This is a genomic window from Duganella sp. SG902 (assembly GCF_013376005.1).
GTDB lineage: Bacteria > Pseudomonadota > Gammaproteobacteria > Burkholderiales > Burkholderiaceae_D > Rugamonas.
Genome location: NZ_JABMJK010000013.1, coordinates 79,259 through 103,143 on the forward strand (window position 1 = coordinate 79,259; position 23,885 = coordinate 103,143).

At 61.0% G+C, this 23,885-nt stretch carries 28 protein-coding genes and 2 tRNA genes; 24 read left to right on the top strand and 6 right to left on the bottom strand.

Annotated elements, in window-relative coordinates:
• Positions 1-314: 314 nt before the first annotated feature.
• The 24 genes from FHW83_RS23670 (at position 315) to FHW83_RS23785 (ending at position 19,779) form a co-directional block, all read left to right on the top strand.
• A complete protein-coding gene (locus FHW83_RS23670) occupies positions 315-1,472 on the top strand; it encodes a peptidase (RefSeq protein ID WP_176648822.1) in 1,158 nt (385 codons plus the stop codon).
• Between the two features lie 45 nt (positions 1,473-1,517).
• Positions 1,518-1,892, top strand: a complete 375-nt coding sequence (locus tag FHW83_RS23675; protein WP_176648823.1) for a capsid cement protein — start codon at positions 1,518-1,520, stop codon at positions 1,890-1,892.
• Between the two features lie 58 nt (positions 1,893-1,950).
• Positions 1,951-2,907 (top strand): capsid protein, encoded by a 957-nt coding sequence (locus FHW83_RS23680; protein ID WP_176648824.1) that lies wholly within the window; start codon positions 1,951-1,953, stop codon positions 2,905-2,907.
• A 68-nt stretch (positions 2,908-2,975) separates the two neighbouring features.
• Entirely contained in the window at positions 2,976-3,149 is a 174-nt protein-coding gene (locus FHW83_RS23685; protein ID WP_176648825.1) for a hypothetical protein, read from the top strand.
• Positions 3,150-3,155: 6 nt separating this feature from the next.
• Positions 3,156-3,590, top strand: coding sequence for a gp436 family protein (locus FHW83_RS23690; RefSeq protein WP_176648826.1), 435 nt, complete (start codon positions 3,156-3,158; stop codon positions 3,588-3,590).
• Positions 3,590-4,141 (top strand): phage protein Gp37, encoded by a 552-nt coding sequence (locus FHW83_RS23695; protein WP_176648827.1) that lies wholly within the window; start codon positions 3,590-3,592, stop codon positions 4,139-4,141. The genes FHW83_RS23690 and FHW83_RS23695 overlap by 1 nt, the downstream gene beginning before the upstream one ends.
• 29 nt (positions 4,142-4,170) lie before the next feature.
• Entirely contained in the window at positions 4,171-4,380 is a 210-nt protein-coding gene (locus tag FHW83_RS23700; protein WP_218106425.1) for a DUF2635 domain-containing protein, read from the top strand.
• 2 nt (positions 4,381-4,382) lie between these two features.
• On the top strand, positions 4,383-5,807 hold the full coding sequence (locus FHW83_RS23705; RefSeq protein WP_176648828.1) for a phage tail sheath C-terminal domain-containing protein: 1,425 nt from the start codon (positions 4,383-4,385) through the stop codon (positions 5,805-5,807).
• Positions 5,808-5,864: 57 nt separating this feature from the next.
• Positions 5,865-6,239 carry a phage tail protein gene (locus tag FHW83_RS23710; protein ID WP_176648829.1) on the top strand — a complete coding sequence of 125 codons (375 nt, stop codon included), beginning with the start codon at positions 5,865-5,867 and terminating at the stop codon, positions 6,237-6,239.
• 24 nt (positions 6,240-6,263) lie between these two features.
• On the top strand, positions 6,264-6,569 hold the full coding sequence (locus FHW83_RS23715) for a hypothetical protein (protein WP_176648830.1): 306 nt from the start codon (positions 6,264-6,266) through the stop codon (positions 6,567-6,569).
• A 250-nt stretch (positions 6,570-6,819) separates the two neighbouring features.
• Entirely contained in the window at positions 6,820-9,000 is a 2,181-nt protein-coding gene (locus FHW83_RS23720; RefSeq protein ID WP_176648831.1) for a phage tail tape measure protein, read from the top strand.
• A gap of 79 nt (positions 9,001-9,079) precedes the next feature.
• Positions 9,080-10,519: a DNA circularization protein gene (locus tag FHW83_RS23725; protein ID WP_176648832.1), complete on the top strand. Its 1,440-nt coding sequence runs from the start codon at positions 9,080-9,082 to the stop codon at positions 10,517-10,519.
• Positions 10,503-11,642, top strand: a complete 1,140-nt coding sequence (locus tag FHW83_RS23730) for a phage baseplate assembly protein (protein WP_229224331.1) — start codon at positions 10,503-10,505, stop codon at positions 11,640-11,642. The genes FHW83_RS23725 and FHW83_RS23730 overlap by 17 nt, the downstream gene beginning before the upstream one ends.
• The gene (locus tag FHW83_RS23735; protein ID WP_176648834.1) at positions 11,639-12,259 is read left to right on the top strand and encodes a phage baseplate assembly protein V; all 621 of its coding nucleotides are present in this window, start codon (positions 11,639-11,641) and stop codon (positions 12,257-12,259) included. The genes FHW83_RS23730 and FHW83_RS23735 overlap by 4 nt, the downstream gene beginning before the upstream one ends.
• Positions 12,259-12,642: a phage GP46 family protein gene (locus tag FHW83_RS23740; RefSeq protein WP_176648835.1), complete on the top strand. Its 384-nt coding sequence runs from the start codon at positions 12,259-12,261 to the stop codon at positions 12,640-12,642. Before FHW83_RS23735 ends, FHW83_RS23740 begins: the two co-directional genes overlap by 1 nt.
• 13 nt (positions 12,643-12,655) lie before the next feature.
• Complete coding sequence (locus FHW83_RS23745; RefSeq protein WP_176648836.1) at positions 12,656-13,717, top strand: baseplate J/gp47 family protein; 1,062 nt, start codon at positions 12,656-12,658, stop codon at positions 13,715-13,717.
• Positions 13,710-14,243, top strand: coding sequence for a putative phage tail protein (locus FHW83_RS23750; protein ID WP_176648837.1), 534 nt, complete (start codon positions 13,710-13,712; stop codon positions 14,241-14,243). The genes FHW83_RS23745 and FHW83_RS23750 overlap by 8 nt, the downstream gene beginning before the upstream one ends.
• A 1-nt stretch (position 14,244) precedes the next feature.
• Complete coding sequence (locus FHW83_RS23755; RefSeq protein WP_176648838.1) at positions 14,245-15,381, top strand: hypothetical protein; 1,137 nt, start codon at positions 14,245-14,247, stop codon at positions 15,379-15,381.
• Positions 15,381-17,009, top strand: coding sequence for a hypothetical protein (locus FHW83_RS23760; RefSeq protein WP_176648839.1), 1,629 nt, complete (start codon positions 15,381-15,383; stop codon positions 17,007-17,009). Before FHW83_RS23755 ends, FHW83_RS23760 begins: the two co-directional genes overlap by 1 nt.
• The gene (locus FHW83_RS23765; RefSeq protein ID WP_176648840.1) at positions 17,009-17,413 is read left to right on the top strand and encodes a hypothetical protein; all 405 of its coding nucleotides are present in this window, start codon (positions 17,009-17,011) and stop codon (positions 17,411-17,413) included. Before FHW83_RS23760 ends, FHW83_RS23765 begins: the two co-directional genes overlap by 1 nt.
• Entirely contained in the window at positions 17,410-17,721 is a 312-nt protein-coding gene (locus tag FHW83_RS23770; RefSeq protein ID WP_229224332.1) for a hypothetical protein, read from the top strand. Before FHW83_RS23765 ends, FHW83_RS23770 begins: the two co-directional genes overlap by 4 nt.
• Before the next feature lie 123 nt (positions 17,722-17,844).
• Positions 17,845-18,006: a Com family DNA-binding transcriptional regulator gene (locus FHW83_RS23775; protein ID WP_176648841.1), complete on the top strand. Its 162-nt coding sequence runs from the start codon at positions 17,845-17,847 to the stop codon at positions 18,004-18,006.
• Positions 17,999-18,790, top strand: coding sequence for a DNA adenine methylase (locus FHW83_RS23780; RefSeq protein WP_176648842.1), 792 nt, complete (start codon positions 17,999-18,001; stop codon positions 18,788-18,790). Before FHW83_RS23775 ends, FHW83_RS23780 begins: the two co-directional genes overlap by 8 nt.
• 359 nt (positions 18,791-19,149) lie before the next feature.
• Positions 19,150-19,779: a hypothetical protein gene (locus tag FHW83_RS23785; protein WP_176648843.1), complete on the top strand. Its 630-nt coding sequence runs from the start codon at positions 19,150-19,152 to the stop codon at positions 19,777-19,779.
• 253 nt (positions 19,780-20,032) lie between these two features.
• On the opposite strand, the gene FHW83_RS23790 is transcribed toward FHW83_RS23785, so the two are convergent.
• The 6 genes from FHW83_RS23790 to tolA form a co-directional block, all read right to left on the bottom strand.
• Positions 20,033-20,108: transfer RNA gene (locus tag FHW83_RS23790), tRNA-Lys, on the bottom strand.
• 29 nt (positions 20,109-20,137) lie between these two features.
• Positions 20,138-20,213: transfer RNA gene (locus FHW83_RS23795), tRNA-Lys, on the bottom strand.
• 57 nt (positions 20,214-20,270) lie between these two features.
• On the bottom strand, positions 20,271-21,026 hold the full coding sequence (gene ybgF, locus FHW83_RS23800) for a tol-pal system protein YbgF (protein WP_176648844.1): 756 nt from the start codon (positions 21,024-21,026) through the stop codon (positions 20,271-20,273).
• A 111-nt stretch (positions 21,027-21,137) separates the two neighbouring features.
• Entirely contained in the window at positions 21,138-21,668 is a 531-nt protein-coding gene (pal, locus tag FHW83_RS23805; RefSeq protein ID WP_176648845.1) for a peptidoglycan-associated lipoprotein Pal, read from the bottom strand.
• 26 nt (positions 21,669-21,694) lie between these two features.
• Positions 21,695-22,960 (bottom strand): Tol-Pal system beta propeller repeat protein TolB, encoded by a 1,266-nt coding sequence (gene tolB, locus FHW83_RS23810; RefSeq protein ID WP_176648846.1) that lies wholly within the window; start codon positions 22,958-22,960, stop codon positions 21,695-21,697.
• Between the two features lies 1 nt (position 22,961).
• Positions 22,962-23,885 carry a cell envelope integrity protein TolA gene (tolA, locus tag FHW83_RS23815; RefSeq protein ID WP_176648847.1) on the bottom strand — a complete coding sequence of 308 codons (924 nt, stop codon included), beginning with the start codon at positions 23,883-23,885 and terminating at the stop codon, positions 22,962-22,964.

Consider the following 23,885-nt stretch of genomic DNA (forward strand, 5'->3'; position numbering starts at 1 on the left):
CACCTAGTGTTGTTACTATAGCACTCCGGCGTTGCCTTTCGTTCTTTGCTCAAGGTTCGCCTCCGAAAAAACGGCGTTGGGGCATAAAACAGCACCGAGCGGGGCGGAGGCATGGACTTTGATCGATGCGCTTTTTTAACGGGTGTTTAACGGGCTTGTATCTGGTCCGCGCGGGTAACTGCGCTGGCAAGGTGTAAATCATTTGATGTTGCCACCGATTGCATACTCATTTATCCTAAAAAAGCGAGCACTAGCACGCCCCCCCGAACGCCGTCAGCCTTAACCGGGTGACGCCGCCAACCCACAATGGCGGCATGAACACTATCCAAATCTTCAAACCTGGCAAGCACGTCGCGGCAAGTGGCGGCTCCTTCAATTTCTCCGAATCCGATGTAACGGCTACGGTCGCGGCATACGATCCGTTGCTGCACGAAGCGCCAGTCGTCGTCGGCCACCCGCGCCACGACTTGCCGGCCTACGGCTGGATCAAGTCGCTGTCGTTCGCGGAAGGCGTCCTTAGCGCAGAGCCGCAGCAGATCGATCCGGCATTTGCCGAGCTGGTCGATGCCGGTCGCTACAAGAAGATTTCGGCCAGCTTCTATCACCCAGACTCGCCAAGCAATCCAGTGCCGGGCGTGTACTACCTGCGTCACGTCGGTTTCCTGGGCGCGCAGCCACCGGCCGTCAAAGGCCTGCGTAATCCTGAATTTAACGAAGCGGACGAGAACATCGTCTCGTTCGAGTTCAGCGAACAGGGCTACACCTGGTTGACCATCGCGGGCCTGTTCCGCTCGTTGCGCGAGTACGTGATCGGCAAGGACGGCACCGAGAAGGCCGATCAGATGATCCCAAACTGGCAGATCGACCAAATCCAACGCACTGCCACCGACGTGCAGGAAGCGGAGGCCGGCACCGCAGGTACGGTCCCGGCATTTAACGAACCCACCCCCAACCCCAATGAAGGAGAAGTAATGTCCCTGACTCCCCAGGAGATTGCAGCCCTGCAGGCTGAGAATCAGCGTTTGACCGCCCAGGCTGGCGCCTTTGCCGCGCGCGAAAAGGAGCTGGCCGACCAAGCTGCGGCACAGCGCAATCAGGCTAACGTCGCGTTTTGCGAGTCGTTGGTGCAGAGCGCACAAATGCACCCTGGCCAGAAAGATAACTACGTCGCCCTGCTCGGCGCCCTGGGAACGATGCAGGCCGGCGGCCCTTCCGACTACGCTCCTGTTGTGGAGTTTTCCGAAGCCGGCACTTCCAAGCAACTGGCTCCAGCAGATGCGCTGAAGGCGCTGCTGCAGGCGCAGCCGAAGATCGTGGAATTCAAGGAAGTCGGCAACGAGCGGGGCCGTGTACCCGTCGCAGAAGACCCGAACGCGATTGCCAACGCGGCCGTCGAGTTCCAGGAATCGGAGCGCAAAGCCGGCCGCATCATCACCGCCGCGCAGGCGGTCAACCACGTCCTGGGCAAGTAAAAGCGGCCTCGGCCGTTTTATCCCCTCATATATATAGGAGCAACGATGAATCTCCAGTTGGCAAAAAGCTACCAGGCGGAGGCCGCGATCCCGGCTTACCGTCTCGTCAAGTTCGGTTCGGCCGATGACCGCGTCGTGCCAGGCACGGCTTCGACCGACCTGTTGATCGGCGTTACCACCGACATCGGCGCCGCCATCGGTGAGCGCTGCGACGTCCAGTTCGCGGAAATCGCCATGGTGGAAGCCGGCGCCGCTATCACTCGCGGCACGATGATCACCTCGGATGCGGTGGGCCGCGCCGTCGCTGCGGCGCCTGCCGCCGGCGTCAATAGCCGCGTCGTCGGCTTTGCGCTGGAAAGCGCCACCGCAGCCGGCGACGTCATCCGCTTCATGCAGTCCATCGGCCAGATCCAGGGCTAATCACGCTGCTGGCGCGCGGGCGCCAGCTTAACTCCACTTCTATATAACAGGAGCATCAATGAGCACTACTGCATTTCCGATTAACCCGGAGTTGACCGCGATTGCAATCGCCTGGCGCAACTCGGCCGATTCCCTGATCGCTGACCGCGTGCTGCCGCGCGTGCCAACTGCGATGCGCTTCAAGTACACCAAATACGACATCGCGCAGGCGTTCACGCTGCCAGGCACGAAGGTCGGCCGTAAGTCGGAGCCGAATATGGTCGACTTCGGCGGCACCGACGTAACCGACGAGTGCGTCGACTACGGCCTGGACGATATGATCCCGCACCAAGAACTGGTGGCGTGGGAGCAGATGGAAAAGCCAGCGTCGGGCGGCCCAATCGACCCGCGCCAAATCAGCACCATGTTCCTGACCAACCTGGTGCTGCTGGACCGCGAAGTGCGCGCGGCCAATCTGATCTTCAATCCAGCCAACTACAACGCCGCGCTGCAGCAGACCCTGTCGGGCACGTCGCAGTGGAGCGACTACGCCAATAGCAATCCGATCAACGCCATCCTGTACGCGCTGGACCAGCCTATCGTTCGTCCTAACAAAATGACCATCGGCCGCGCCGGCTTCACGGCGTTGCGTCAACATCCGAAGGTGGTCCAGTCGGTCTATAAGTCCGCGCAGAATGCCGGCACGGTGTCCATTGACCAGCTGAAGGAAGTGCTGGAGCTGGACGAAATTTGCGTCGGCGGTGCATTCGTCAATACGGCTCGCAAAGGCCAGGCGCCGCAAATGCAGCGCACCTGGGGCAAGCACTGCTCCTTCACTTACACCGACATTCAGGCGGCGCAGACCGGCCAGCCAACCTTCGGCTTTACCGCGCAGTTCGGCGGCCGTGTCGCAGGCAACATCGCAGCACCGACCGTGGGCCTGCGCGGCTCGGAGCGCATCCGTGCCGGTGAGTCCGTCAAAGAAGTGATCTGCGCGCCAGAAGCTGGCTACTTCTTCGGCAACATCATCGCCTAACCATCGCAGCGCGGGTGGCCAGCCGCCACCCGTGCGCCATCGACAACCACAGAAAGGACTTGCTACTCATGGCAAAAGCAAAGGTCGGCACCGCAACCTACACCGTTAAATTCATCGTCACCCACGACGATAAAACCTACCCGCCAGGCGAACCGATCACGCTGACGGAAGAACAGGCCGAGCCACTGGTCAAGCTGGGTTCCATCGAAGCCGCCGCCCCAGCGGTCGACGCCGAGCAGTAATCGACCATGTTCGCCACCCAAGACGATATGGTGCGCCGGTTTGGCATGCGGGAGGTGATCCAGATCACCGACCGCGAGATGACCGGCGCAATTGATCCGCAGGTGCTGCAGGGCGGGCTGGCCGACGCAGACGCGGAAATCTCCGGCTACCTGGCCAGCCGATACACGCTCCCGCTGGCGGCCACGCCGCTGCTCCTGGTCGGCTACGCATGCGACATCGCCCGGTATCGCCTGACTGGCACAGATGCTGTGTGCACGCCAGATATTGAGTCGCGCTATAACCAGGCGATCAAGTATCTGGGCCAGGTAGCAAGCGGCAGCATATCCCTGGGAACGGATGCCAATGGCGTCCCGGTCGATGCTGGCGAGACGACCAATGCGACGATCAAGGCCCGCGCCGGCCGGCGCCGGTTTGACGGCCGTTCATTGGAGGGCTACTGATGATCGGCCAGATCGAGGACGCCATGATCGCGCGACTCAAGACGTTGCAGGTCGCCCGCTCGGTAGAGAGCTATGGCGGCCAGTTCGATGATGAAACGTTCGACGTAGCGCGCGTCTTGCCAGCCATTTGGGTGACCTTCGCCGGCGCAGGCAAACCGGAGCAGCGGGCAAGCGGGAAGTTTTTAACGCCTCTGACCTTCGCCATTATGTGCGCCGCCCGCAGTGTCCGCAGCGAGCGCGCCGGTCGTCATGGTGGCCCAGCTGGGGAAATCGGCGCGTACCAGATGCTCGAGGGTCTGATGCCGCTGTTTACGATGGAAGACCTCGGCCTGCCTATCGATCACTTCCGGCCTGGCGCAATCCGCACGCTCTACAACACCCGTCTGCGTGCCAGCGGCTTGGCAGTGTTCGCCCAGGAATGGCACACCAAATACGAGCACGTCAAACAACCTGGCGATGACACCGAGTTCTTGAGGATCAGCCTGGAGTATCGCTTGAAGCCAGGCGACGACAAGACCGACGCATCAGACCTGGTGGAGCTGCCGCGTTAAACCAATCAACCTACCTCACCGGAGAAACTATGAGCACCATTGAAGTCATCGCCACGGCGGGCGTTAAAGTCCCGATGGAGGACAAGCCCAACAACTACATCACCGACGAAGGTGCGGTGACGGTCGAAGATTCGACCTACTACCAGCGCCGCATCAGCGATGGCGACCTGAAGCCCTACAACGCAATCAGCAAGAAGGCCGCCGCGCGCGCTGCGGCCGATAACGCCAACGGAGGCTAAGCATGGCAAGTCCCAATATCTCGTTTAGCGCCATCCCTGCGAGCATTCGCAAGCCTGGCAAGTATTTTGAATTTAACACCGCGCTGGCGGTTCGCACGCTGGCAGCGAATAGCCAAAAGGTGCTGTTGCTGGGCCAGCGCGTCGCCGCCGGCCAGGTCAATGCCGGTGTGCTGGTGGATATCTTCACCGACGTCGAGGCCGCCAAATACTTCGGCTACGGTTCCCAACTGCACCTGATGGCCTCGGCGGCTATCAGCACCAATCCGAACATGGCGCTGCAGGCGGTCGCGGTCGACGATGCGGCCGGCGCCACGGCGGCGAGCGGCACCATCACCATCGCCGGCGCCGCGACTGCGGCAGGCAGCGTGACGCTGAACGTGGCCAACGATGTACTGACCGTGGCGGTGGCCTCGGCCGACACTCCGACGGTCATTGCCGCGTCCATCGTCGCTGGTGTCGCGGCACGGCCGGACCTGCCGGTGTCGGCGGCTGCGGCGGCAGGCGTCGTCACGCTGACGGCAAAAAACAAGGGTTCGCTGGGCAACCAGATCAAGATTGCAACCGTGCTGACCGGCGTTACCGGCATCACTTCCACCGTTGTGGCCATGGCCGGCGGTGCGACCGACCCGACAACCGCTTCGACGCTGGCCAGCGTGGCCGGCGCCGGTCATACCATCATCGCCACGGCATTTAACGATGCCACCAATCTGGCGGCGCTGCGCAGCCACCTGGACAGCGTTTCGTCGCCGATGGAGCAGCGCGGTGCGGTTGGCGCCGCCGGCCACACTGGAACGCTGGCGCAGGCCACCACACTGGGGACTGGCGTCAACGCCGGCCGCATTTCGCTCGGTCTGGTGCCGGGTACGCTGTCGCTCCCGTACGAAGTGGCCGCAGCCTACGCCGGCCTCATCGCCTCGGAAGAAGACCCAGCGCGTCCGCTGAACGGCCTGGCGCTCGCCGGTATCGGCGTTATCCCTCTGACCAGCCGCTTGCTGCGCCAGGAGCAGGAAACCGCCCTGGCCAATGGCGTAACGCCGTTTGAAGTCGGCCCTGGCGGTTTGGTCCAGGTTGTCCGCGCGGTGTCGACCTACGTCCTGGATGCGAACGGCGTGCCGGATGTCTCCTTGCTGGATATCACCACCATCCGCACGCTGGATTACGTCCGCAAGACCATGCGCGAGCGCATCGCGCTGCGCTTCCCGCGCGACAAGCTGTCGATGCGCACGCCTGCCCGTGTTCGCTCCGAGCTGCTGGACGTAATGGTCAAACTGGAGGAGCTGGAGATTATCGAAAACGTCGATCTGTACAAGGCCGGATTGATCGTCGAGCGTGATATCCAAGACCCGAACCGCCTGGACGCGAAGATTCCGACCGATGTGGTCAACGGCCTGCATGTGTTCGGTGGCCGCATCGACCTGTACCTGTAATCCGCTGGCGCGGCGGTGGCCTGCCGCCGCGCCGGCTAACCTCATTCTGGAGTAAATATGGCATTGACCGAATACGAGGGCGCAATCGTCCTGGAAGTCGACGGCGTCGAAATCGAGTGCGACTCCTTCGAGCCGACCATCAAGACCGGCCGCAAGCCCGTTAAAACCATGAACAGCACCGGCCGCTCCAAGGGCTTCTCGCGCGGCATCGAAGAAATCTCGCTGAAGGTTTCGGTACTGATCCCGCTGACTGGCGACATCAACTGGGAAGAAATCGAAGGCGCGAAACTGACCCGCTATCCGCAAGGCGGCGGCGGCAAGCGCATCAGCTATCTGGACTGCTATACCGTCGAGGTGGGCGAAAAGTACAAAGTCGACAACGAAGCGATGCGCGATCTGACCATGAACGCGACCCGCAAGATCGAAGAATAACCTACACCTCGGAACCTATTAAAAATGGATTTCTCCTCCACCAAAACGCTGCCGATTGGCTTCACGCACAACGGCCAGAAGATTACGCAGGTCACCGCGCGTCCGGTCATGGTACGGCACAGTATCGAAGCGATTGAAGAGCTGGGCGCCAATGTCTCCCAGGCGCGGCTGCAAGTCGGCATCGAAGCGCGCCAGGTGCGCTTTGAAGGCGTTCCTGAAGATGAACACAAGATCGACATGCTGCTCAATCTCGCGGATGCGGACTACTCCGTTGTCGTGGCTGCCATCGACGAGGCCGAAAAAAAGCAGAAGGCGCCGAAACCCGCTTAAAGTGGTTGCGCCAGGTGCAAATCGTACTCGGTCGAGTGGGGTTTGATCCTGGCGCCGTCCTGGCAATGACGCACGCCGAGCTAGTCTCCCACCTCTCTAATCTGGCGCCGAAGGCCCAAGGCCAGGCGCCCGATGGCAGCGGCAAGGTCGTCAACCAGGCGCGTCGGCGCCGCCAACAACGACAGCAGGCCGGCTAAGCCGGTCCTCCAAACTTCTATCCTGCACGATGGCCACGAATTTAGAACTTGCAATGATTCTGCGCTGGCGCGCAGGCGAGGTGCGCACCGGGATCACCGGTCTGCGCACCGACGTCAACCGCCTGGGCGACAGCGGGCGCGCGGTTACAGACCGTCTAATCGACGGAACGCGCCGGCTCACCACTTCAACCAGCGTACTCGGCCGCACGCACAGCCAGGTGGCGGGTGCATCGATCACCGCAAACGGCCGGCTGCTGACCTGGACTCAGCGGCTGGAAACAGCAAACCGGGCTCTGCAGCGCCAGGCCGCGCAGACGGGCCAGGTTGGCACTGCAGCAGCTGATCGCATCACCGACCACAACAGGACCGCTGAGCGGGCCACATCGCTCCTGGGGCGCGCGTATGACGCCGTCATGCGCCGGATTTGGGAGCTGGGGCGCCAGCGGCCTGGCGATCAGCTTGCGGCCAGCATGCGCGGCGCTCGTACCGAGGCGGAGCGAACCGCCGGAGTGCTGGGCCGGCTGCAGCGCGCTGGCCAGGCCGGAGGGAGCATGCTGGCCGGCGCGGCGGCGGCGAAGTTCATCCTGGCCAAACCCGTCAATGCCACCATGGACTACGGCATGCGCCTGGCAGGCATGGCCAACACCGCGTATAGCGACCGAGACGTCGCCGGCCGCATTGCGGGAAAGACCGAACTTAACACCGCCATCGAAAAGGCGGTGCGGTTGGGCGGAGGCACGCGAGAAAGTGCAGCCACTACGCTGGACACCCTGATTGCCGCCGGCACGTTGAGCGTGGACGATTCCAAGGCTGTTCTGCCAACGCTGACAAAAGCGTCCACGGCGTCTGGCGCCGATCCCACCGAGCTGGCAAACATCGCTCTGCGCTCCATGGCCACCTTCAAGATCAAGGCCAGCGAGATTCCCAAAGTCATGGATATGGCGATCACTGCCGGCCAGGCTGGTGGCTTTGAGCTGAAAGATATGGCCAAGTGGTTGCCGCAGCAGATGGCTGCTGCGCGGCTGTCTGGTATGTCGGGCATGGGCGGCCTGGCCAAGCTGCTGGCCGCCAACCAGGCATCGGTCATCACCGCCGGTTCCAAGGACGAAGCCGGCAACAACCTGGTCAACTTCCTGGCGAAGATCAACAGCCAGGACACGGCGCAGGATGCTAAGAAGCTGGGCATCGACCTCTCCGGCACGCTGTCGGCCGCACGCGCCAAAGGGATTGACTCCCTGCAGGCGTTCACCTTGCTCACCGAGAGAACTGTTTCCCAGGACAAGCGCTACACCACGCTCAAGGATAAAGCCGCCAAGACCAAGGATGGCGACGAGAAGAAGGCGACCTATGAGGCGCAGGCGGATATCATCGAAGGTTCGGCCATCGGCAAGCTGATCCAAGACCGCCAAGCGCTGATGTATCTGGTTGCTGCACTCAACAACAAGGACTACCTCAAGGACGTTGAGGCGAAGGTCAACGCGGCGAAAGACACCACGGAAACGAACTACGCCGTTATCGCCAATGAAGCCGGCTTCAAAAAGGAGCAGGCAGTTCAGGAAGGCGACATTGCCACCTACAAGGGCATGACCCAGCTGGACGGACCGCTGAAGAAGACCCTTGACCTGATGACTGAGACAGCGCGGGAGTACCCGAATTTAACGGCTGGCGCCAAGCTGTCCGCGTCGGCACTCTCCGCACTTGCGGCAGCGGCGGGCGCATCGGGCCTGATGAAGCTGTTGACCGGTGCCGGCGGCGCGGCGGCCGGCGCAGCAGCGGCCGGTGCTGTCGGTACAGCAGCCGGATCGGCGGCCACTGGAGTCGGTGCAGCCGCCGCTGGCGCCGCAGCCCCGAGTTTGCTGGCCCGGCTGAGTGGTGCAGTCGGCAGTGGCGCACGCGGCCTGCTGACGACCGGCGCTTTCGCAGCTACGATGCCGGCCGCCAGTTTCGCGGCGGCTGCGCCAGCGGCCACGGCCGGCACGGTGGTTGCTGCCGGCGCTGCGGGATATGGCATCGGAAGCGTCATCAATAAGGCAACTGAGGGGACGGCGTTTGACCGGTTCCTGACCCGCGCCGTCAACGCGGTATATGATGCGGTCACAGGGCAGAAACAGCACGAAGCCGTGAAACTCGTGCCACGCGAACCAGTAGAGGTAAATGTGAAAATCACCACCGATAGCCACCTCATCACCGCTGAGGTAAGCCGCGAGCAGCAGCGTCAAGCGACCCGCAAGTAGCGTTTTCGTATCGGTTCGGGGCTTCCCCCCGAACCCCATCCGCCTTATCTGGCCTCTTGCGCGCGCGTAAGCTGCGGGCATGTCTTGGGCCGAAAAACTCCTACCTGCTAGCTTCCGCGATATCGAATTCGACGTGCAGTCGTTGAGCGATGAGACGCCACGTTCACTCGCGCGGCATTCTTATCCGTACACCGATGGCACGGATATCGAGGATATGGGCCGCGACGAGCGCAAGTTCTCGGTAAAGGCCGTTCTCTGGGGCGATGACTACGAAGAGCGCCTGCAGGCGCTCATAGCGGCACTGGATACGCGCGGCGCCGGCCGCCTGATCCATCCTATCTACGGTGTGATTGAGAGCGCCCAGGTCAGAACCCATCGCGTCCACCACGATGCAGATAACGTCGACTACTGCACCGTCGATATCGAATTTGAAGAGTCCGTCACTGGCGCGCCATTCTTCACCCGTCAGCTGAGTAGCCAAGCGGCCGACGCCATGGACGACGCGGCCGATGACGCGGAAACCGCGAGTGGCGGCGTCTTGGTCGACGAGTGCGACAAGCTGGCCGGCCAGGCCGACGGCGACCTCAGTGTCATGAGCCGAATTAGCGCCATGCGTCAGAACGCCGTCACGTTCCTGGTGGCCGTGAACAATGAGGCTCATGAGATTCTGACCTCCATTACCGACCCTATCCGCAACGCCATGGGCTTCGTCCAGGACGTGACGGCGCTGGCGCAGGCGCTCATCAGCCAAGTCCCGAACCAACTGGATGCCCTGCAGCGCCAGGCCGACATTACCCGCAATTCGGTCAACCGCCTCTTGCCGGCTGGATCGTCTACGGCCGTCGCACCGCAGCTAGTCGCTGCTGGCAGCGACAGCGCCGCAGTGGCCGGCGAAGCATTTGCGCAAATTGACCGGCTGTTCTCGTCCGCCGCCGTACTGCCCACGCCAGTCAGCCAGGATTACGCACCTGGTAGTTATGACGCGTGGGTGGCCGCAGTAGCAGCTAGCGCTCAGACCGCCGCCGCCGGTGTCGTCCCTGCGTCCTCCCTCTATCCGGTCGCCCAGTCTCAGCTGGATGCTGACACGCAGGTGCTGCTGGTGCATATCGCCACGGTTCGCGCCACCACCAAGGCGCGCGTGGCCGCCGACGTCATGGCCGCAGAGAGCATCACGCCGCTGTCCGCCCCCAGCCAGATCGAGCAGGTGGTGACGGCCGTCCGCGACTCCATCGAGGAAGCGATTGTCCAGGTGCGCGCGCGCTACGGCATCGAGCAGGCTCGCGCCATTACCGAACCGTTAAAGTCCCTCGCAATGTCCGTCCAAGAGGCAGGCCGCGCCGTGATCAACGCTCGCCCGGCCCTGGTTTCTCGCACGGTGGCGTCGCCGGCACCGCTGCGTCTCCTGGCGCACCGCTGGTATGGCGATCACTCCCGCGCGGTGGAGCTGCAGCGCCTGAACAATCTTCGACTGCCAAACGCCACAAACACTGGAGACAAGCTCAATGCCTATGCAAAATGATTTCTCCGCACAGGACAACGAAGCGCTGTTCCTCCTGGTAGCCGGCCAGGCGCATGCGGCCTGGGAGGCATACACGATTGACTCGGACTTGCTGACGCCGGCCGACGCCTGGCAGTTTGCGGTTTCCGGTCAAGGCAGGACGCTGCCGGCCTATGTGAAATCGGGCGCTGAGATGCAGGTCCGCGTGGGCAATGACCTGGTACTGACCGGTCGAATCGACCGAGTGCGCCGAGTGCTCAAGAAAGGTGTGCGCACCTATCAGATTTCCGGCCGCGACAGTGCCGCACAACTGGTGGACTGCTCCGCGCCTGTCTTCGTCCGCAAGATGAGCACGCTGAAAGAAATCGTGACCAACATCGTACGACCACTCGGCATCGCCAAGGTGCGCATGCAGACGTCCACCGAGACCACGCAGCGCGAGAAGATCAACGTTGAGCCAGGTGATACCGCTTGGGAGGTGTTGCGCAATGCTGCCGAGGCGGAAGGGTTATGGCCGTGGTTCGACCCGGACGGCACGCTCGTGATCGGCGGCCCGGACTACACGACGCCGCCGGTCGCCGTGCTGTCGGCCAATCCAGATGACTGCAACATCGAGAGCTTGGAGATCGATGACGATATCGTAGACCGTTTCTCGGAAATTACCGTGCTGGGCCAGACCCACGCGACCAAGGCTCAGGGCGGCAAACACAACCTCAAGGGCGTGGCGAAGGATACCGGCATCACCTGGTCGCGTCCGAAGATCGTGGTCGACCACGAAACCGACACCGCCGAACTGTGCAAGGACCGCGCCGCCAAGCTGATGGGCGACTCGCGCCTGCGCGCCTTCGAGATGCAGATCACCGTCAAAGGGCATCGGATCAACGCGCCTGGCCAGCCGGGCGACGGCATGCTGTGGCAGCCTGGCCAGCGCGTACGCGTCGTGTCCGATGCTGATGGCATTGACGCCATCTACTTCCTCATGGCCCGCAAGTTTCAACGCAGCCGGGGTTACGGAACCACCACCGATTTAACGCTGAAGGAGGACGGCGTGTGGGTAGTTGAGGCTCACCCGCACAAGGGCAAGCACCGCAAAGGCAAGAACGCTTTGACGGGCGAAGTGATCATTCTGGACGACTTGAAATGAGCGTCGATACTGTGATGCGCGCGGTCAACCGCGCCCTGGGCAAGATTCGCCAGGCATTCCGCGCTGTGCTGACCACGGTCGACAGCAGCACCCCAATCCAGCTGATCCAGGGCGAGGCGCTGGCCGGCGAGCAGTTGCAGGACAACGAGCTGATGCAGCATTACGGCTTCACCTCCGTCCCACTGCCTGGCACGCAGTTGGCGGTGCTGCCCATTGGCGGCAAGACCGCGCACGGCATCGTCATCGCCTGCGAGCATACCCAGTACCGCCTAAAGGGCTTGCAGGGCGGCGAGGTGGCGATCTATGACGACCTCGGCCAGTTCGTGCATCTGACCCGCGACGGCATCGTGGTCAACGGCGGCGGCTTGAAAGTCACCGTCACCAACACGCCGGAAATCGAACTAGACGCGCCGCTTGTCACCGCAACGAAAGACCTGAAGGTGGCGAGGAACATCAGCGCTGGCGGCAACGTCAACGCGACCGGCGCCGTGGGCGCTGGCGGCAGCATCAGTGCAGGCGGCGACATCAAGGATAAGGTCGGCTCGATGGCCGGCATGCGTGACACCTACAACGGCCACAAACACGGCAATACGCCGACGCCAGACAAGAGCATGTAATGGATATTTTCGTCAACCCTACAACCAGCGACTACCAGCTCGTCGACGGCGCGCCCTCGCGCGATCCGATGGCCGGCCTGGCAAACGCGGCGTACTTCCGCCTGATGACACCGCTGGGCAGCTACTGGGCCGACCCTACGCTGGGCAGCCGGCTACACGAGCTGGAGCGCCAGAAGGACTTGGGGCGCTACTCCGTCCTGGCCAAGCAATATGCGCAGGCCGCGTTAAAGCCACTGATGGATGACGGTCGCGCATCGAGCATTGATGTCAGCGTCGCGCATGAGAAGGATGGGACCGGCGGCGGCCGCATCTACTTGGGCATTGTCCTGACTGCGGTGTCCGGCGAGCAAACCACATTCCGTCTCCCGTTAAAAGTCATCTAAGGGACTACAAGAAATGACATTTCCAACACTGTCTTTTGAGCAGATCCGCGACGGGATGCTCCGCGACATTCTCAATCAGAATCCGCAGGCTGCGGTCGGCGCCGACTCCGATTTCCGATTACGCGCAAACTCGACTGCCGGCGCAATTGAGGGGCTGTACCAGGCGCTCGGATGGACCGCGCGCCAAATCTTTCCCGACACGGCAGATGAAGACCAGATGCTGCAGCATGCCGCGAAGTATGGCATCTACAAGAAGGCTGCCACCGCAGCCACCGGCGCTCTGAAATTCAGCGGCGTGCCTGGTAGCACGATCAATGCCGGCGTTGAAGGGAAGGCGCTGGATGGAAACTCGTATGTAACCACGGCGGCCGGCGTCATTGGCACCGACGGCATGCTGCTCCTGGACGCAACCGCAGCCACGCCAGGCTTCGCCGGCAATCAGGCGAGCGGAACCAGTTTAACGCTGACGCAAACGCCGGCCGGTGTTTCGTCCACAGCGACAATCGTTGCGATGGCTTCCGGCACTGATATCGAGTCCAGCAGCGCGATCCTGGCGCGACTACTTGACCGCCTGCGCCATCCGCCTGCAGGCGGCAACAAATACGACTACCGGCGCTGGGCGCTGGAAGTGCCAGGCGTGACTTCCGCCTGGTGCTACCCGCTGCGTCGGGGCATGGGCAAGGTCGACGTGGCCATCCTTTCTAACGGCCTGCCTGCGACGCGCGTGCTGCAGAACACCGTGCAGGCTTATCTGGAAACGGTCAACCCGGCCGGCGGCGATTGCCAGGTGTCGACGCCGGCTCTGGTGGTCGTCGACGTCGTGGCGCAGGTGACGCTCGCGGCCGGCGTGAGCCTGGCCGCCGTGATCGAAGCGGTACGCAGCGTCGTCAGCGCCTATATCGCTGGGCTCGCGCCAGGCGCTACGGTATTGCGTGGGCGCATCCTCGCCGCGATCACCGATGTTCCAGGTGTAACGGACGTCACTCTGGTATCGCCAACCGCCAGCGTCGTGACGCGGGTGGACGCGGCGAACATCGAAATGGCAGCGCTCGGTTTGGTGAATCTGTATGTATAAGCATGCCGACTATCTGAAACTGCTTCTGCCTGCGGTTTCCTACGATCCAGCTGCGCCGCAATTGTCGGCTGAGCTGGCCGCCGAGGGCCGCCAACTGGATGCCGTGCAGGCCAGCGCTGCCGTGCTGCTGCAGGAGATGGACCCGCGTACCACGGTGGCGCTGCTGGACGACTGGGAGCGCGTCTATGGCCTTCCAGACGAAGGTTTGATGGCTGCGACGACGGTCGAGGAGCGCCAGGCCCGCCTGGTCACGAAGGTGAATCAGACCGGTGGCCTGTCCAAAGCGTACATCCAGTCGCTGCTGGAGCAAGCCGGCTACACCGTCATCATCGACGAGCCACGCGGCTTCTTCGCTGGCGAGAACGCCTGCGGCGACCGGCTGTATGACCCTGACAAGGTGGTTTGGTACTGGCGCGTTCGTTTGCGGCGCAACGGTCAGATCATCTCGGACGCCGACCGTAGCCAGGTGTTGATCTGGCTTGACAGCGTTAAACCGGCTTATTCATTTGTAGATTTGGAAGACTAGAATGCAGACTATCAACACACCCGACCAGTTGTTTCATGACGGCGACCCGTTTAACGGCGTTAAGGGTACGGTCGTCACGGCTGCATGGCTCAATGCGGTTCAGCAGGAAATCGTCGGCGTGATTAGCGACGCCGGCATTGCCTTGGACAGCAGTCGCACTGACCAACTTCTCAATGCCATCAAGGCCGCAGCGTCGAAGGTCGCAAATTCCGCTGTCACCGTCCAAGTGTCAGCAGGCGTCACAATTCTGACGCAAGCCCAGTACAGCGCGCCATTCATCGTCATCACTGGCGCTTTGACGGCGAATGTGAGTCTGATCTTCCCGCGCAACATCGGCAAGTGGGACGTCATCAACGCGACCACCGGCAACTACACCGTTAGCTGCTTCGCCACGAATGGCGGCGGCGTCGTCATTTCGCCGGGTGTGGTGGACGGCATTGTCTGTGACGGGTCCGACATCAAGTATGAAGCGGGCGACGCTGCCACGCGCGCCGCCGTGCAGAAGAACAGCCTGGTGTATGCGACCGGCGGTGGCACCGCAAATGCGCAGACCGCCAGCTTCCTCCCGGCAGTGGCCGATCTGACAGATGGCATGACGCTCTACTACCAGGCCAGCGTCGCCAACAACGCCGCAACCACCTTTGCCCCGAACGGCTTGTCGCCGGCACCCATCCTCGGGGGATTCCATCTGCCGCTACAGGGCGGAGAGATTGTCGCGGGCGGCAAAGTGGCACTGATGTGGCATGCCGGCTTGGCTTCTTGGATTTTGACCAGCAGCACGGGCGGCGGAGTCCAGGTCGGCACTGCGTCGCGGGCCTATCACGCGGTCAACCTGGGGACTGTGCAGAACCTTATTGCAGGGGCCGGGCCAACATACTGCAATGGCGCACGCACCTTGGTTGCTGGCCAAGTGTACTTGGTTGATTCGACCGGCGGTACTTTTACGCTGACGCTGCCCACTCCGACAAAGGGAACGATTGTCACCTTCATCGACGTGACAAACAACTGGGGGACGACGAACTGGACGCTCGGCCGCAATGGCAAAACGATCATGGGTTTTTCCGCAGACCTGACGATCGACCTCAGCGACAGGCAATTTTCTATTTGGTTTAACGGTAATGATTGGAGGCTCGTGTAATGCCTAAGCTTAGTGATTTTGTAGCTGGGACTGGAAATGGTGTTGGGGGTTCAGCATCGGGAAACAACACGCTGGTGGCTAAAGCCAGCCGCTTTGCTATCGCAGTCAATGATCTGCTGTATATGACGAGCAAAGGGGACTTGTATCCAGCACAAACTGCGTCGTGGGCCGCGCCTGCTAGCAGCGTCGGAAGCAACAACGGTGGCGCGGCGTTGATCGCAGAGACCACCGTAGTTACTAATACCAACGCGACTAATAATGATGTCAAACAGGCGTGCTGGGTGAGTCCGCTGGATCAGTGCATTTTCATTCTTGCGATGGGATCGGGCTCGCAGGTCATGCTGACTAAGTATTCGCCAGCTGGGGTAGCCCTACTGTCGCTGAAATTGGATGACGTTGGGGCGACTAACTACGGCGCGTTTAACCTCATTCAGCTATCGAACGGTAATCTTGCGCAGACTTGGTCTACTGGGGGGAATGCTCAGTTCTTCAGTATTTGCGATACCGACCTGAACCCATTGGTTGCTAAGACCGCTATAACTGGGCCGGCCGCGACGACAAACGGCAATGGTCTTTATGCGGTTGCGCTGTCGGGCGGCGGTTTCGCAGTCACCATCGCGGCACCAGGCACGTCCACTGCGACAGCGGTTTATCTGGCGATCTACAGCAACAGCGGCGCCGTCGTTCGCGCCAGCGCGGCTATCGCAAACACGACCTTATTAGGGAATTACGCTCGCTGTGCGCAGCTGTCCGATGGCACCATCGTGGTTGCCATTAGCTCGACAACGGTAAATCAGGCTCTGGGCGTGGCCTCCTTCACCGCCGCTGGCGTCGCAGCATTGGCATACACCGTGCTGGAAAACTCGCAAGGTTCCGCCGGTATGCCAGAGCTGGCAGTAGTCCCTGGCTATTTCGCCGTGGCCTCACAACTTACAACCGGAGGCACGGCGACGGCCAAAGCCTTCGTTCTGAGCAATGCTGGTGTGCTGCAGGGAGCGGCATTGCCGTTCTCGATGACGTCGAACGGCATCAGCCCCATGTTCCGTATGCGGGCTGACGGGACATATTTCTGGATCATGTGTCAGGCGCCGAGCAGTGCCGGCGTGTGGATCTGCAGGCTGTCTACGACTGGCGGGGCCAGCGCAGTGGTAAGCACTTTCCCGCTGGTCATTATGACCGGCACTATCGACTTCTTCATCGAGCGTGACTTCATCGTCCATTGCATCCAAAATGCAGTCTATGCGCTGTCGATCCGTAGCGACGGTACGGTAGTGCAGTACGCGGTCAGCACCACGCCCTGGACGTTGACCGGCGCGGCCAACCCGCACACGTTTAAGCCAGCGGGGGATTTTACCGTGCTGGCATATAGCCCCTCGGAGGGCAGCAACTCGAGCAAGTTTCGGGTGGCGCGTTACCTGGATGCGTCGATCATCGGAGTGGCGCAGAACGGCGTCGCGGCAGGCGCTGCAGGAACGCTCGTCTCAATGTCGGTGGGACCGGTGGCACTGCCGATCAATCCGTTGCCTGGGCCTGCGCAGCGTGCATTCGACCACCAGTCCAGTACCCCTAACGTAGTCGGCAACAAAGGCTACATTCTGCAAAACTCCGTCGTTCTGAAAGGATACTGATGCCTCAACTAACTCATATCGCAACCGCCACCAAAATCGAGGTGGCTGCTGTTCCACAGTGGATTTCCGGTACGTGGGAATGCGGCGACCAGCGCTTTACGGACATCGACAAGGACCAGTACAGCTACACCCCGGCACCGCCGACTGTAGGGCCGAACGAGTTCTATTTCCGCTGGACGATGCAAGAGCAGATCGCTATCGAAGCGCTGCGCAGCACGGACGACGTCGTGAAGCTGTTCATGCGGCGCCTGGACGATCCACGGACAACCGAGGTTGTGCTGGCAGATCCTGCTGTGCAGGGCGCGGTCCAGCACACCGTCATGGCATTGGTGGCGGCCAACGTCATCCCGGCAGATCAGGCGGACCAGCGCATTGCCGCGATCATCGGTGGCGGTGCGCAATGATTGGCCGACTGTTTCGCGCGGCTGCTCAGCGCCTGGGCCTGCTGTTGATTGTGTTGGTGTGCCAATTCGCACACATGGTCGCGTCGCTGTGGTTGTTGGTCGCGGCCGTCACCGGGAGCGACCGCTTCTGGCGCATTGCTAAAGGGTATGACCGCGTCGGCAATGCTGCGACCGGCGGCTTGGATACTGAGACTGTCAGCAGTCGCGCAAGTCGCGCGCGCAGCGAGGGCCGGCGCTGGGGCTGTGTTCTTTGCCGCGTCCTGGATTGGATCGAGAAGGACCACTGCAAAAATTCAGAAGGCGTTTAAATGAACGAAGCGGCCGGCCAGGTGCGGGAACACCAGGCCGACCATTCGATTGCAGCTTGACCTGCGCACGAACCAAGGCTCCGCCACTCTGCAGAGGGGCGGCATCTTAGCACAGGGCGTTAAATGAAAGAAATTCGATGTGGCAACTGCCACCGAAAACTCGCCGAAGGTGAATACACCAGGCTCAACATCAAGTGTCCGCGCTGCGGCACCATGAATCAACTGAGGACCGAGAGTCCCGAACCAGAGCGCCGTCGAGCGTCACAAGTTCAAAGTAGTGACTAGTCCAATTATTCCATGGCTCGGCGGCAAGCGCCGCTTGGCCGACAAGCTTATCCCGCTGTTTCCAAAACATGAATGCTACGTCGAGGTGTTCTGCGGCGGCGCGGCGCTGTACTTCCTGCGGCCGTTCCCGGCCGCCACCGAGGTTATCAACGATATCAACGGCGACTTGGTCAACCTGTACCGCGTTGTTCAGCACCACCTGGAGGAGTTCGTTCGCCAGTTTAAATGGGCGCTCAGTAGCCGCCAGGTGTTCAAGTGGCAGCAGATGACGGACGTGCGCACGCTCACGGATATCCAGCGCGCTGCACGTTTCTACTATCTCCAGCAGCACGCCTTCGGCGGCAAGGTGAGCGGCCAGAACTTCGGCACGGCCACTACCGGCGCACCGATCAACCTGTGCCGCATCGAGGAGAATTTAAGCGCGGCTCATCTGCGCCTGTCCGGAACTTATGTGGAGAACCTGGTGTGGCAAGACTGCATGCGCAAATATGACCGCGCACATACGTTCTTCTACTGCGATCCGCCATACTGGGAAACGGAGGGCTACGGCGTCGATTTCCCGTTCTCCAATTACGTCGAGCTGGCCGAGTTTATGCGGACCTGTAAGGGGAAGGTCATGGTGTCGATCAACGACCATCCGGCCATCCGCGAGGCGTTTAACGGTCTACACATCCTCGGTCTGGATATCAAGTACAGCGTGGCCAACACGGAGGGGTCACAGCAAACCAGCAAGGAGTTGGTCATCACGAACTGGGATACTACCGCGATGGGCGGTCTGTTTTAGCTAGTGAAAAGGCCGGCAAACGCCGGCCAATTTACGGTTGTAATCAGGCGGCGGGGTTGATGATGGAGACTGATTCGATTGAATCCCGCTCAATATACGTCAGCACGCCTCGTTCGCCGGTGAGGCAAATCAAATTAGGAGTCGAAACTGCATTCCATTGCCTCAGCGTACCCTGATGCTCCGCTCCGCTCTTAGTGCGAATCAGAAGGCCATCAAAATAATCTGCTTCTGGACTGGCGCAGTTCTGGAGGACGCTAAATATTGTATTTGCCATATCAAACCCTTGGTAAAATGTTGGCGTTAAATTCTAGCATGTTGTTTTACGGAATTATCCAGCTGCATCCAACTACAAGCCGATAATGCAAACTTTTCGTGTGCACCTAGCCGATGGAATTCATGAGTTCTCGGAGGAAATGCTGGGGAAATACGCCCGTATCGTTGGATTAGATCGTGTGGCGCCGAGCCGCTACAGCTGGGCATTCGTCCTTAAGATGCATATCTTTGAGCGACTCTATGGTATCAACCCATTCATGATCGTTGAGGAAATAAAGAAACTTGAAGGGTTGGACAGCAAGTCGTCAACCAAGCGGGCAACGCCGTTCACGAAACCACCCCTGAGTGGGCTATGGCACCAGCATTTTTTCTCTGGTCGATTTGTGGCCGCAAACGTCTACAGTCAACTGGGTAATGGAAAACGCACTGCTGAACTCGGTGCTCAATACCTAGACCCTCAACCAGACGGTACTATAGGAGAAAAGGCGGATTGGGAGGGCTTTCTTCATGCCGTCACGGTCCAGCAGTTTGAGGAGCGTCACGAGCAGGGACGCCTGACTGGTGAGTGGATTGTTTTTGGCAAACATGAAGGGCGCAACTACTACCTGTTACTGTCTCCGCATACAACAGGCGTGGGCGATCAGAAGCTGTTCGACGAGATCAAACTGACCTGCCAGCCGCAGTTTCCTTTTTTGCCAATTTTCAAACAAGATTGACATCGCGCCCAGCGGTAAACAGACCGGTGAAATGTTGCCACCTCACAGTATCAAAAATTCTGCAAACGGACACTTTCCGGCCGGCGTGAGAAGTATCAAAAATCCCGCAAATCGGTTCCAAAACGCGCGCCGCGTTACAGCAAGGCTGAACAGCCAGCGCTTTCGTTTCGTTGATTCTTCCCGGGGTGACCAGAGAGCGACCCGAAACAAAAAAGCCCACGAACCGAAATTCGTGGGCTTCCTTGATAATTCTTGGTAGGCCGTGCGGGATTCGAACCTGCGACCAACGGATTAAAAGTCCGCTGCTCTACCAGCTGAGCTAACGACCCTTAGGTGTGAAACCTAGGCACTTTCGGAATGGTAGGCCGTGCGGGATTCGAACCTGCGACCAACGGATTAAAAGTCCGCTGCTCTACCAGCTGAGCTAACGACCCCCGAAAGAAGCGAGATTATAGGGGACCCCAGCCCAGCTGTCAAATACCCTCCGGTAATTATTTGCCGCCCAGGCGCTCCTTGGCGGTGGCCGCCGCCGGCGAGTCCGGGTACTGCTTGATCAGGTCTTGCAGTGTCTTTTTGGCAGCCTTGTCTTTCAGCTCAGTTTGGCAGCTGGCGATGTTCAGCATGGCGTCCGGCGCCTTCGGGCTGTCGGCGTAGTTCTTCAGCACCACCAGCTGGGCCGCGATGGCGGCCTTGCAGTCGCGCTGCGCGTAGTAGGCGTTGCCCAGCCAGTATTGGGCGTTGGCGGCGTAGCTCGAACCCGGATAGCGCTGCACGAATTCCTGCAGCGCGCTGCCGGCCGCCTTGTAGTCGCCGGCCTTGAACAGCTGCATCGCCGCGTCGTAGCCGCGTTGCTCGCCCGGATCGACTTGCGCGGTCTTGCCGTCGATGTTCACTTCGCGCGGCTCCAGCTTGCGCAGGCGCGCGTCGAGGTCGACGTAGAAGTCCTTCTGGCGTTTTTGCGTGTTGGAGATGTCGTTGGCCAGCACTTCGATCTGGCCGCGCAGCTTGGCGATTTCCTGCAGCAGGTTTTCATTCTGGGTCACCAGGTCCAGCGTGCTCGATTTGTCGGACTTGGTGTCGATGCGCGCTTGCAGGTCGACGCGCATGGCTTCCACCTTGGCGCGCAGGTCGAGCAGGGCTTTGCGGGCCTCGTCGTCGTCGAACAGGCCGGCATGGGCTTGCAGCGGCAGCCAGATCGACGCGGCCAGCAGGGCGGCGCTCAGGCCGGATTTGGAGAATTTCATCATGTCGGGCGCTTTCTACACAAATCTATAAAAGAAACGGGGCAGGGCGCGGACTTAAATCCGCGCGCCGCCCCGTATTATGCCTGTGACCCGGCAAAAAGGTAGTGCTTTTGATTACTTGTAGACGATGTCAGCACGACGGTTTTGCGCCCATGCCTCTTCGTTCGAACCGGTGGCTTTTGGTTTTTCCTTGCCCAGCGAAACGGCTTCGATTTGCGATTCCGGCACGCCCAGGGTGGTCATGGCCTTGCGCACGGCTTCGGCGCGCTTCTGGCCCAGCGCCAGGTTGTACTCGGCGCCGCCGCGTTCGTCGGTGTTGCCTTGTACCAGGATCGAACGGTTTTTGTTCTTCACCAGGTAGGCCGAGTGGTTTTCCACCACTGGCTTGCCGTCGGCGCGCACCACGTAGCTGTCGAAGTCGAAGTAGACGCTGCGGTTGGCCAGCACGCCTTTCGGATCGTCCAGCGGATCCAGCGATTTGGTCTCGACCGGCGCCACGGTGCGGGTGTCGGCTTGCGGGGTCACGGCTTTTTCTACTGGACGCTCAACCACGGGTGCCGGCTCCGACACTTTGACCGGGGTCGAGCAAGCCGACAGGATGGCGGCGGTGGTGATGGCGAATGCCAGGCTGCTGAGTTTACGCATAAGTTTCTCCTAGTAGTGAAATGTAATTACTGCATGAACGGACCCCAGGTGGGCTCCTTGATGTTGCCCGCCTGAGTGGTCAGGCGTTGTTTCACACGGCCGTCCACCGAGACCACGGCCAGCGACTTGCGGCCGCCCGCGCGGGTGGCGTACATGATGTATTTGCCGTTGGGGGCGAAGCTTGGCGATTCGTCGTCGGTGGTGTCGGACAGGCGCTGCTCCTGGCCGCTGGTCAGGTCCAGCACGAACAGCTGGAAGTTGCCGTCGCGGCGAGAGATGTAGGCCAGGGTCTTGCCGTCCGACGAGATGCGCGGGCTGATGTTGTAGCTGCCGCCGAAGGTCACGCGCTTGACGTCGCTGCCGTCCGGGTTCATGCGGTAGATTTGCGGGCCGCCGCTGCGGTCGCTGGTGAAGTAGATGCTGCTGCCGTCGGCCGACCATTGCGGCTCGGTGTCGATGCCGCTGCTGTTGGTGGCGCGCTGCAGGTTGCTGCCGTCGGCGTTGACGGTGTAGATCTGGGTGTTGCCGCTCTTGGACAGGGCCACCGCCAGCTTGTTGCCGCTCGGCGCCCACGACGGCGCCGAGTTGCTGCCTTTTTCATTGGCCACCACGGTGCGCGCGCGGGTGATCAGGTTCTGCACGTAGACCACCGGCTTTTTCTGTTCGAACGAGACATAGGCCACCTTGGTGCCGTCCGGCGACCACGATGGCGAGATGATCGGTTCGTTCGAGCGCAGCGCCAGCTGTTCGTTCTCGCCGTCGGCGTCGGCCACCATCAGCTGGTAGTTGCGGCCTTCCTGCTTGACGTAGGAGATGCGGGTGGAGAAGGCGCCGCGGATGCCGGTCAGCTTGAAGAACACGTCGTCGGCGATCAGGTGGGCCGACAGGCGGGTGAACTGGGCGGTGACGGCCTTGTCCAGGTTGGAGATCTTGGTTTGCTTGACGGTGTCCAGCAGCTTGTAGCGCACGTCGTAGCGGCCGTCGGCCAGGGCGTCGACGGTGCCGACCACCAGCGCGTCGGCGCCCTTGGCTTTCCAGCCGCTGTAGTCGATGTTGTTGACGTCGTTGATGACGCCGGCGTCGATGATCTTGAAGGCGCCGCTGCGTTCCAGGTCGGCCTTGATGATTTCGGTGATTTTTTGTGGCGCCACGTTTTCGTTGGCGAAGCCGGCGATCGCCACCGGAATCTGATTGCTGCCGACGCCGGAAATTTCAATCCGCATCTGGGCATGCGCGCTGCTCATGGTGGCGGCGATGACCAGACCGGTGTAGAGCATGTTCAGTTTTTTCATATCAGTGCATTTCCTTCAGTTTGAAGACGAGTTCCAGGTCACGCTCAACCGTACCATCTTTTTTCTTGGGTAGTGGGGACGATTTGGTAATCGCGTTTTCGATCGCGTTATCGTAGGCGATCGAGCCACTGCTTTTCACTTTGCGCACGCCGATCACTTCGCCCGACGGCAGCTGGGTGATCACATAGGTCGCGCTCAGGCTGTCGTCCTGCTCGCCGTAGACCAGATTGCTCTTGATCTTGGCGCGGATGGCCGCCGCGTAGCCGCCGTCGGCACGGCCGCCGGTCGACTGGGCCGCGGTGCCGGTGCTGCCCTTGGCGGCGTTGCCGGTGATGCGGCTCATCTCGGCGGCGAAGGCTTTTTCGCGCGCGGCTTTGTCGGCCTTTTCCTTGGCCAGTTTTTCGGCGGCGGCTTTTTTCTTCTCTTTTTCAGCGGCCAGGGCTTTTTCCTTCTCTTCCTGCTCGGCCTTTTCCTTGTCTTCCTTGGCTTTTTGATCGGCCTTTTTCTTGGCTTCCAGCTTGGCCAGTTTCTCGTCGGCCTCTTTCTTCAGGCGCGCCTGTTCCAGCTTCTCGGCTTTTTCTTCCTCCAGCTTTTTCTTCTTCAGACGCTGCAGGGCGATTTCGGGATCTTCCTTCGGCTCGGGCGGCGCTTCAACCTTCGGCGCCGGCGGCGGCGTCTTCACCACTTCCGGTTCCGGCTCGGGTTGCGGGGCGGGTTCCGGCGTGGGGGCGGGCGGGGCGGCGTCCTGCACCTTCATGTCCCAGATCTCGGCCTGCACTTCGGTCGGTTCATTGTTCTGCCAGCTCACGCCCACCCACAGGAACAGCAACAACACGGCGTGCATCGCCACCGCCAGCGTGATCGAACGCCAGTTGTCGTGTTGTCGCGGAACCTTGTACGGACCGCCTGCGGTTGCGGGTTTCAT

Excerpts from the sequence above, each read along its gene's own strand:
- FHW83_RS23760 (WP_176648839.1), top strand. The coding sequence starts at position 15,381 with ATGCCTAAGCTTAGTGATTTTGTAGCTGGGACTGGAAATGGTGTTGGG.
- FHW83_RS23700 (WP_218106425.1), top strand. The coding sequence starts at position 4,171 with ATGAGCACCATTGAAGTCATCGCCACGGCGGGCGTTAAAGTCCCGATG.
- FHW83_RS23690 (WP_176648826.1), top strand. The coding sequence starts at position 3,156 with ATGTTCGCCACCCAAGACGATATGGTGCGCCGGTTTGGCATGCGGGAG.
- FHW83_RS23710 (WP_176648829.1), top strand. The coding sequence starts at position 5,865 with ATGGCATTGACCGAATACGAGGGCGCAATCGTCCTGGAAGTCGACGGC.
- FHW83_RS23695 (WP_176648827.1), top strand. The coding sequence starts at position 3,590 with ATGATCGGCCAGATCGAGGACGCCATGATCGCGCGACTCAAGACGTTG.
- FHW83_RS23735 (WP_176648834.1), top strand. The coding sequence starts at position 11,639 with ATGAGCGTCGATACTGTGATGCGCGCGGTCAACCGCGCCCTGGGCAAG.
- FHW83_RS23720 (WP_176648831.1), top strand. The coding sequence starts at position 6,820 with ATGATTCTGCGCTGGCGCGCAGGCGAGGTGCGCACCGGGATCACCGGT.
- FHW83_RS23775 (WP_176648841.1), top strand. The coding sequence starts at position 17,845 with ATGAAAGAAATTCGATGTGGCAACTGCCACCGAAAACTCGCCGAAGGT.
- tolA (WP_176648847.1), bottom strand. The coding sequence starts at position 23,885 with ATGAAACCCGCAACCGCAGGCGGTCCGTACAAGGTTCCGCGACAACAC.
- FHW83_RS23670 (WP_176648822.1), top strand. The coding sequence starts at position 315 with ATGAACACTATCCAAATCTTCAAACCTGGCAAGCACGTCGCGGCAAGT.
- FHW83_RS23765 (WP_176648840.1), top strand. The coding sequence starts at position 17,009 with ATGCCTCAACTAACTCATATCGCAACCGCCACCAAAATCGAGGTGGCT.
- FHW83_RS23785 (WP_176648843.1), top strand. The coding sequence starts at position 19,150 with ATGCAAACTTTTCGTGTGCACCTAGCCGATGGAATTCATGAGTTCTCG.
- FHW83_RS23725 (WP_176648832.1), top strand. The coding sequence starts at position 9,080 with ATGTCTTGGGCCGAAAAACTCCTACCTGCTAGCTTCCGCGATATCGAA.
- FHW83_RS23715 (WP_176648830.1), top strand. The coding sequence starts at position 6,264 with ATGGATTTCTCCTCCACCAAAACGCTGCCGATTGGCTTCACGCACAAC.
- FHW83_RS23755 (WP_176648838.1), top strand. The coding sequence starts at position 14,245 with ATGCAGACTATCAACACACCCGACCAGTTGTTTCATGACGGCGACCCG.
- tolB (WP_176648846.1), bottom strand. The coding sequence starts at position 22,960 with ATGAAAAAACTGAACATGCTCTACACCGGTCTGGTCATCGCCGCCACC.
- FHW83_RS23770 (WP_229224332.1), top strand. The coding sequence starts at position 17,410 with ATGATTGGCCGACTGTTTCGCGCGGCTGCTCAGCGCCTGGGCCTGCTG.
- ybgF (WP_176648844.1), bottom strand. The coding sequence starts at position 21,026 with ATGATGAAATTCTCCAAATCCGGCCTGAGCGCCGCCCTGCTGGCCGCG.
- FHW83_RS23685 (WP_176648825.1), top strand. The coding sequence starts at position 2,976 with ATGGCAAAAGCAAAGGTCGGCACCGCAACCTACACCGTTAAATTCATC.
- FHW83_RS23705 (WP_176648828.1), top strand. The coding sequence starts at position 4,383 with ATGGCAAGTCCCAATATCTCGTTTAGCGCCATCCCTGCGAGCATTCGC.
- FHW83_RS23745 (WP_176648836.1), top strand. The coding sequence starts at position 12,656 with ATGACATTTCCAACACTGTCTTTTGAGCAGATCCGCGACGGGATGCTC.
- FHW83_RS23680 (WP_176648824.1), top strand. The coding sequence starts at position 1,951 with ATGAGCACTACTGCATTTCCGATTAACCCGGAGTTGACCGCGATTGCA.
- FHW83_RS23730 (WP_229224331.1), top strand. The coding sequence starts at position 10,503 with ATGCCTATGCAAAATGATTTCTCCGCACAGGACAACGAAGCGCTGTTC.
- FHW83_RS23675 (WP_176648823.1), top strand. The coding sequence starts at position 1,518 with ATGAATCTCCAGTTGGCAAAAAGCTACCAGGCGGAGGCCGCGATCCCG.
- FHW83_RS23750 (WP_176648837.1), top strand. The coding sequence starts at position 13,710 with ATGTATAAGCATGCCGACTATCTGAAACTGCTTCTGCCTGCGGTTTCC.
- FHW83_RS23740 (WP_176648835.1), top strand. The coding sequence starts at position 12,259 with ATGGATATTTTCGTCAACCCTACAACCAGCGACTACCAGCTCGTCGAC.
- pal (WP_176648845.1), bottom strand. The coding sequence starts at position 21,668 with ATGCGTAAACTCAGCAGCCTGGCATTCGCCATCACCACCGCCGCCATC.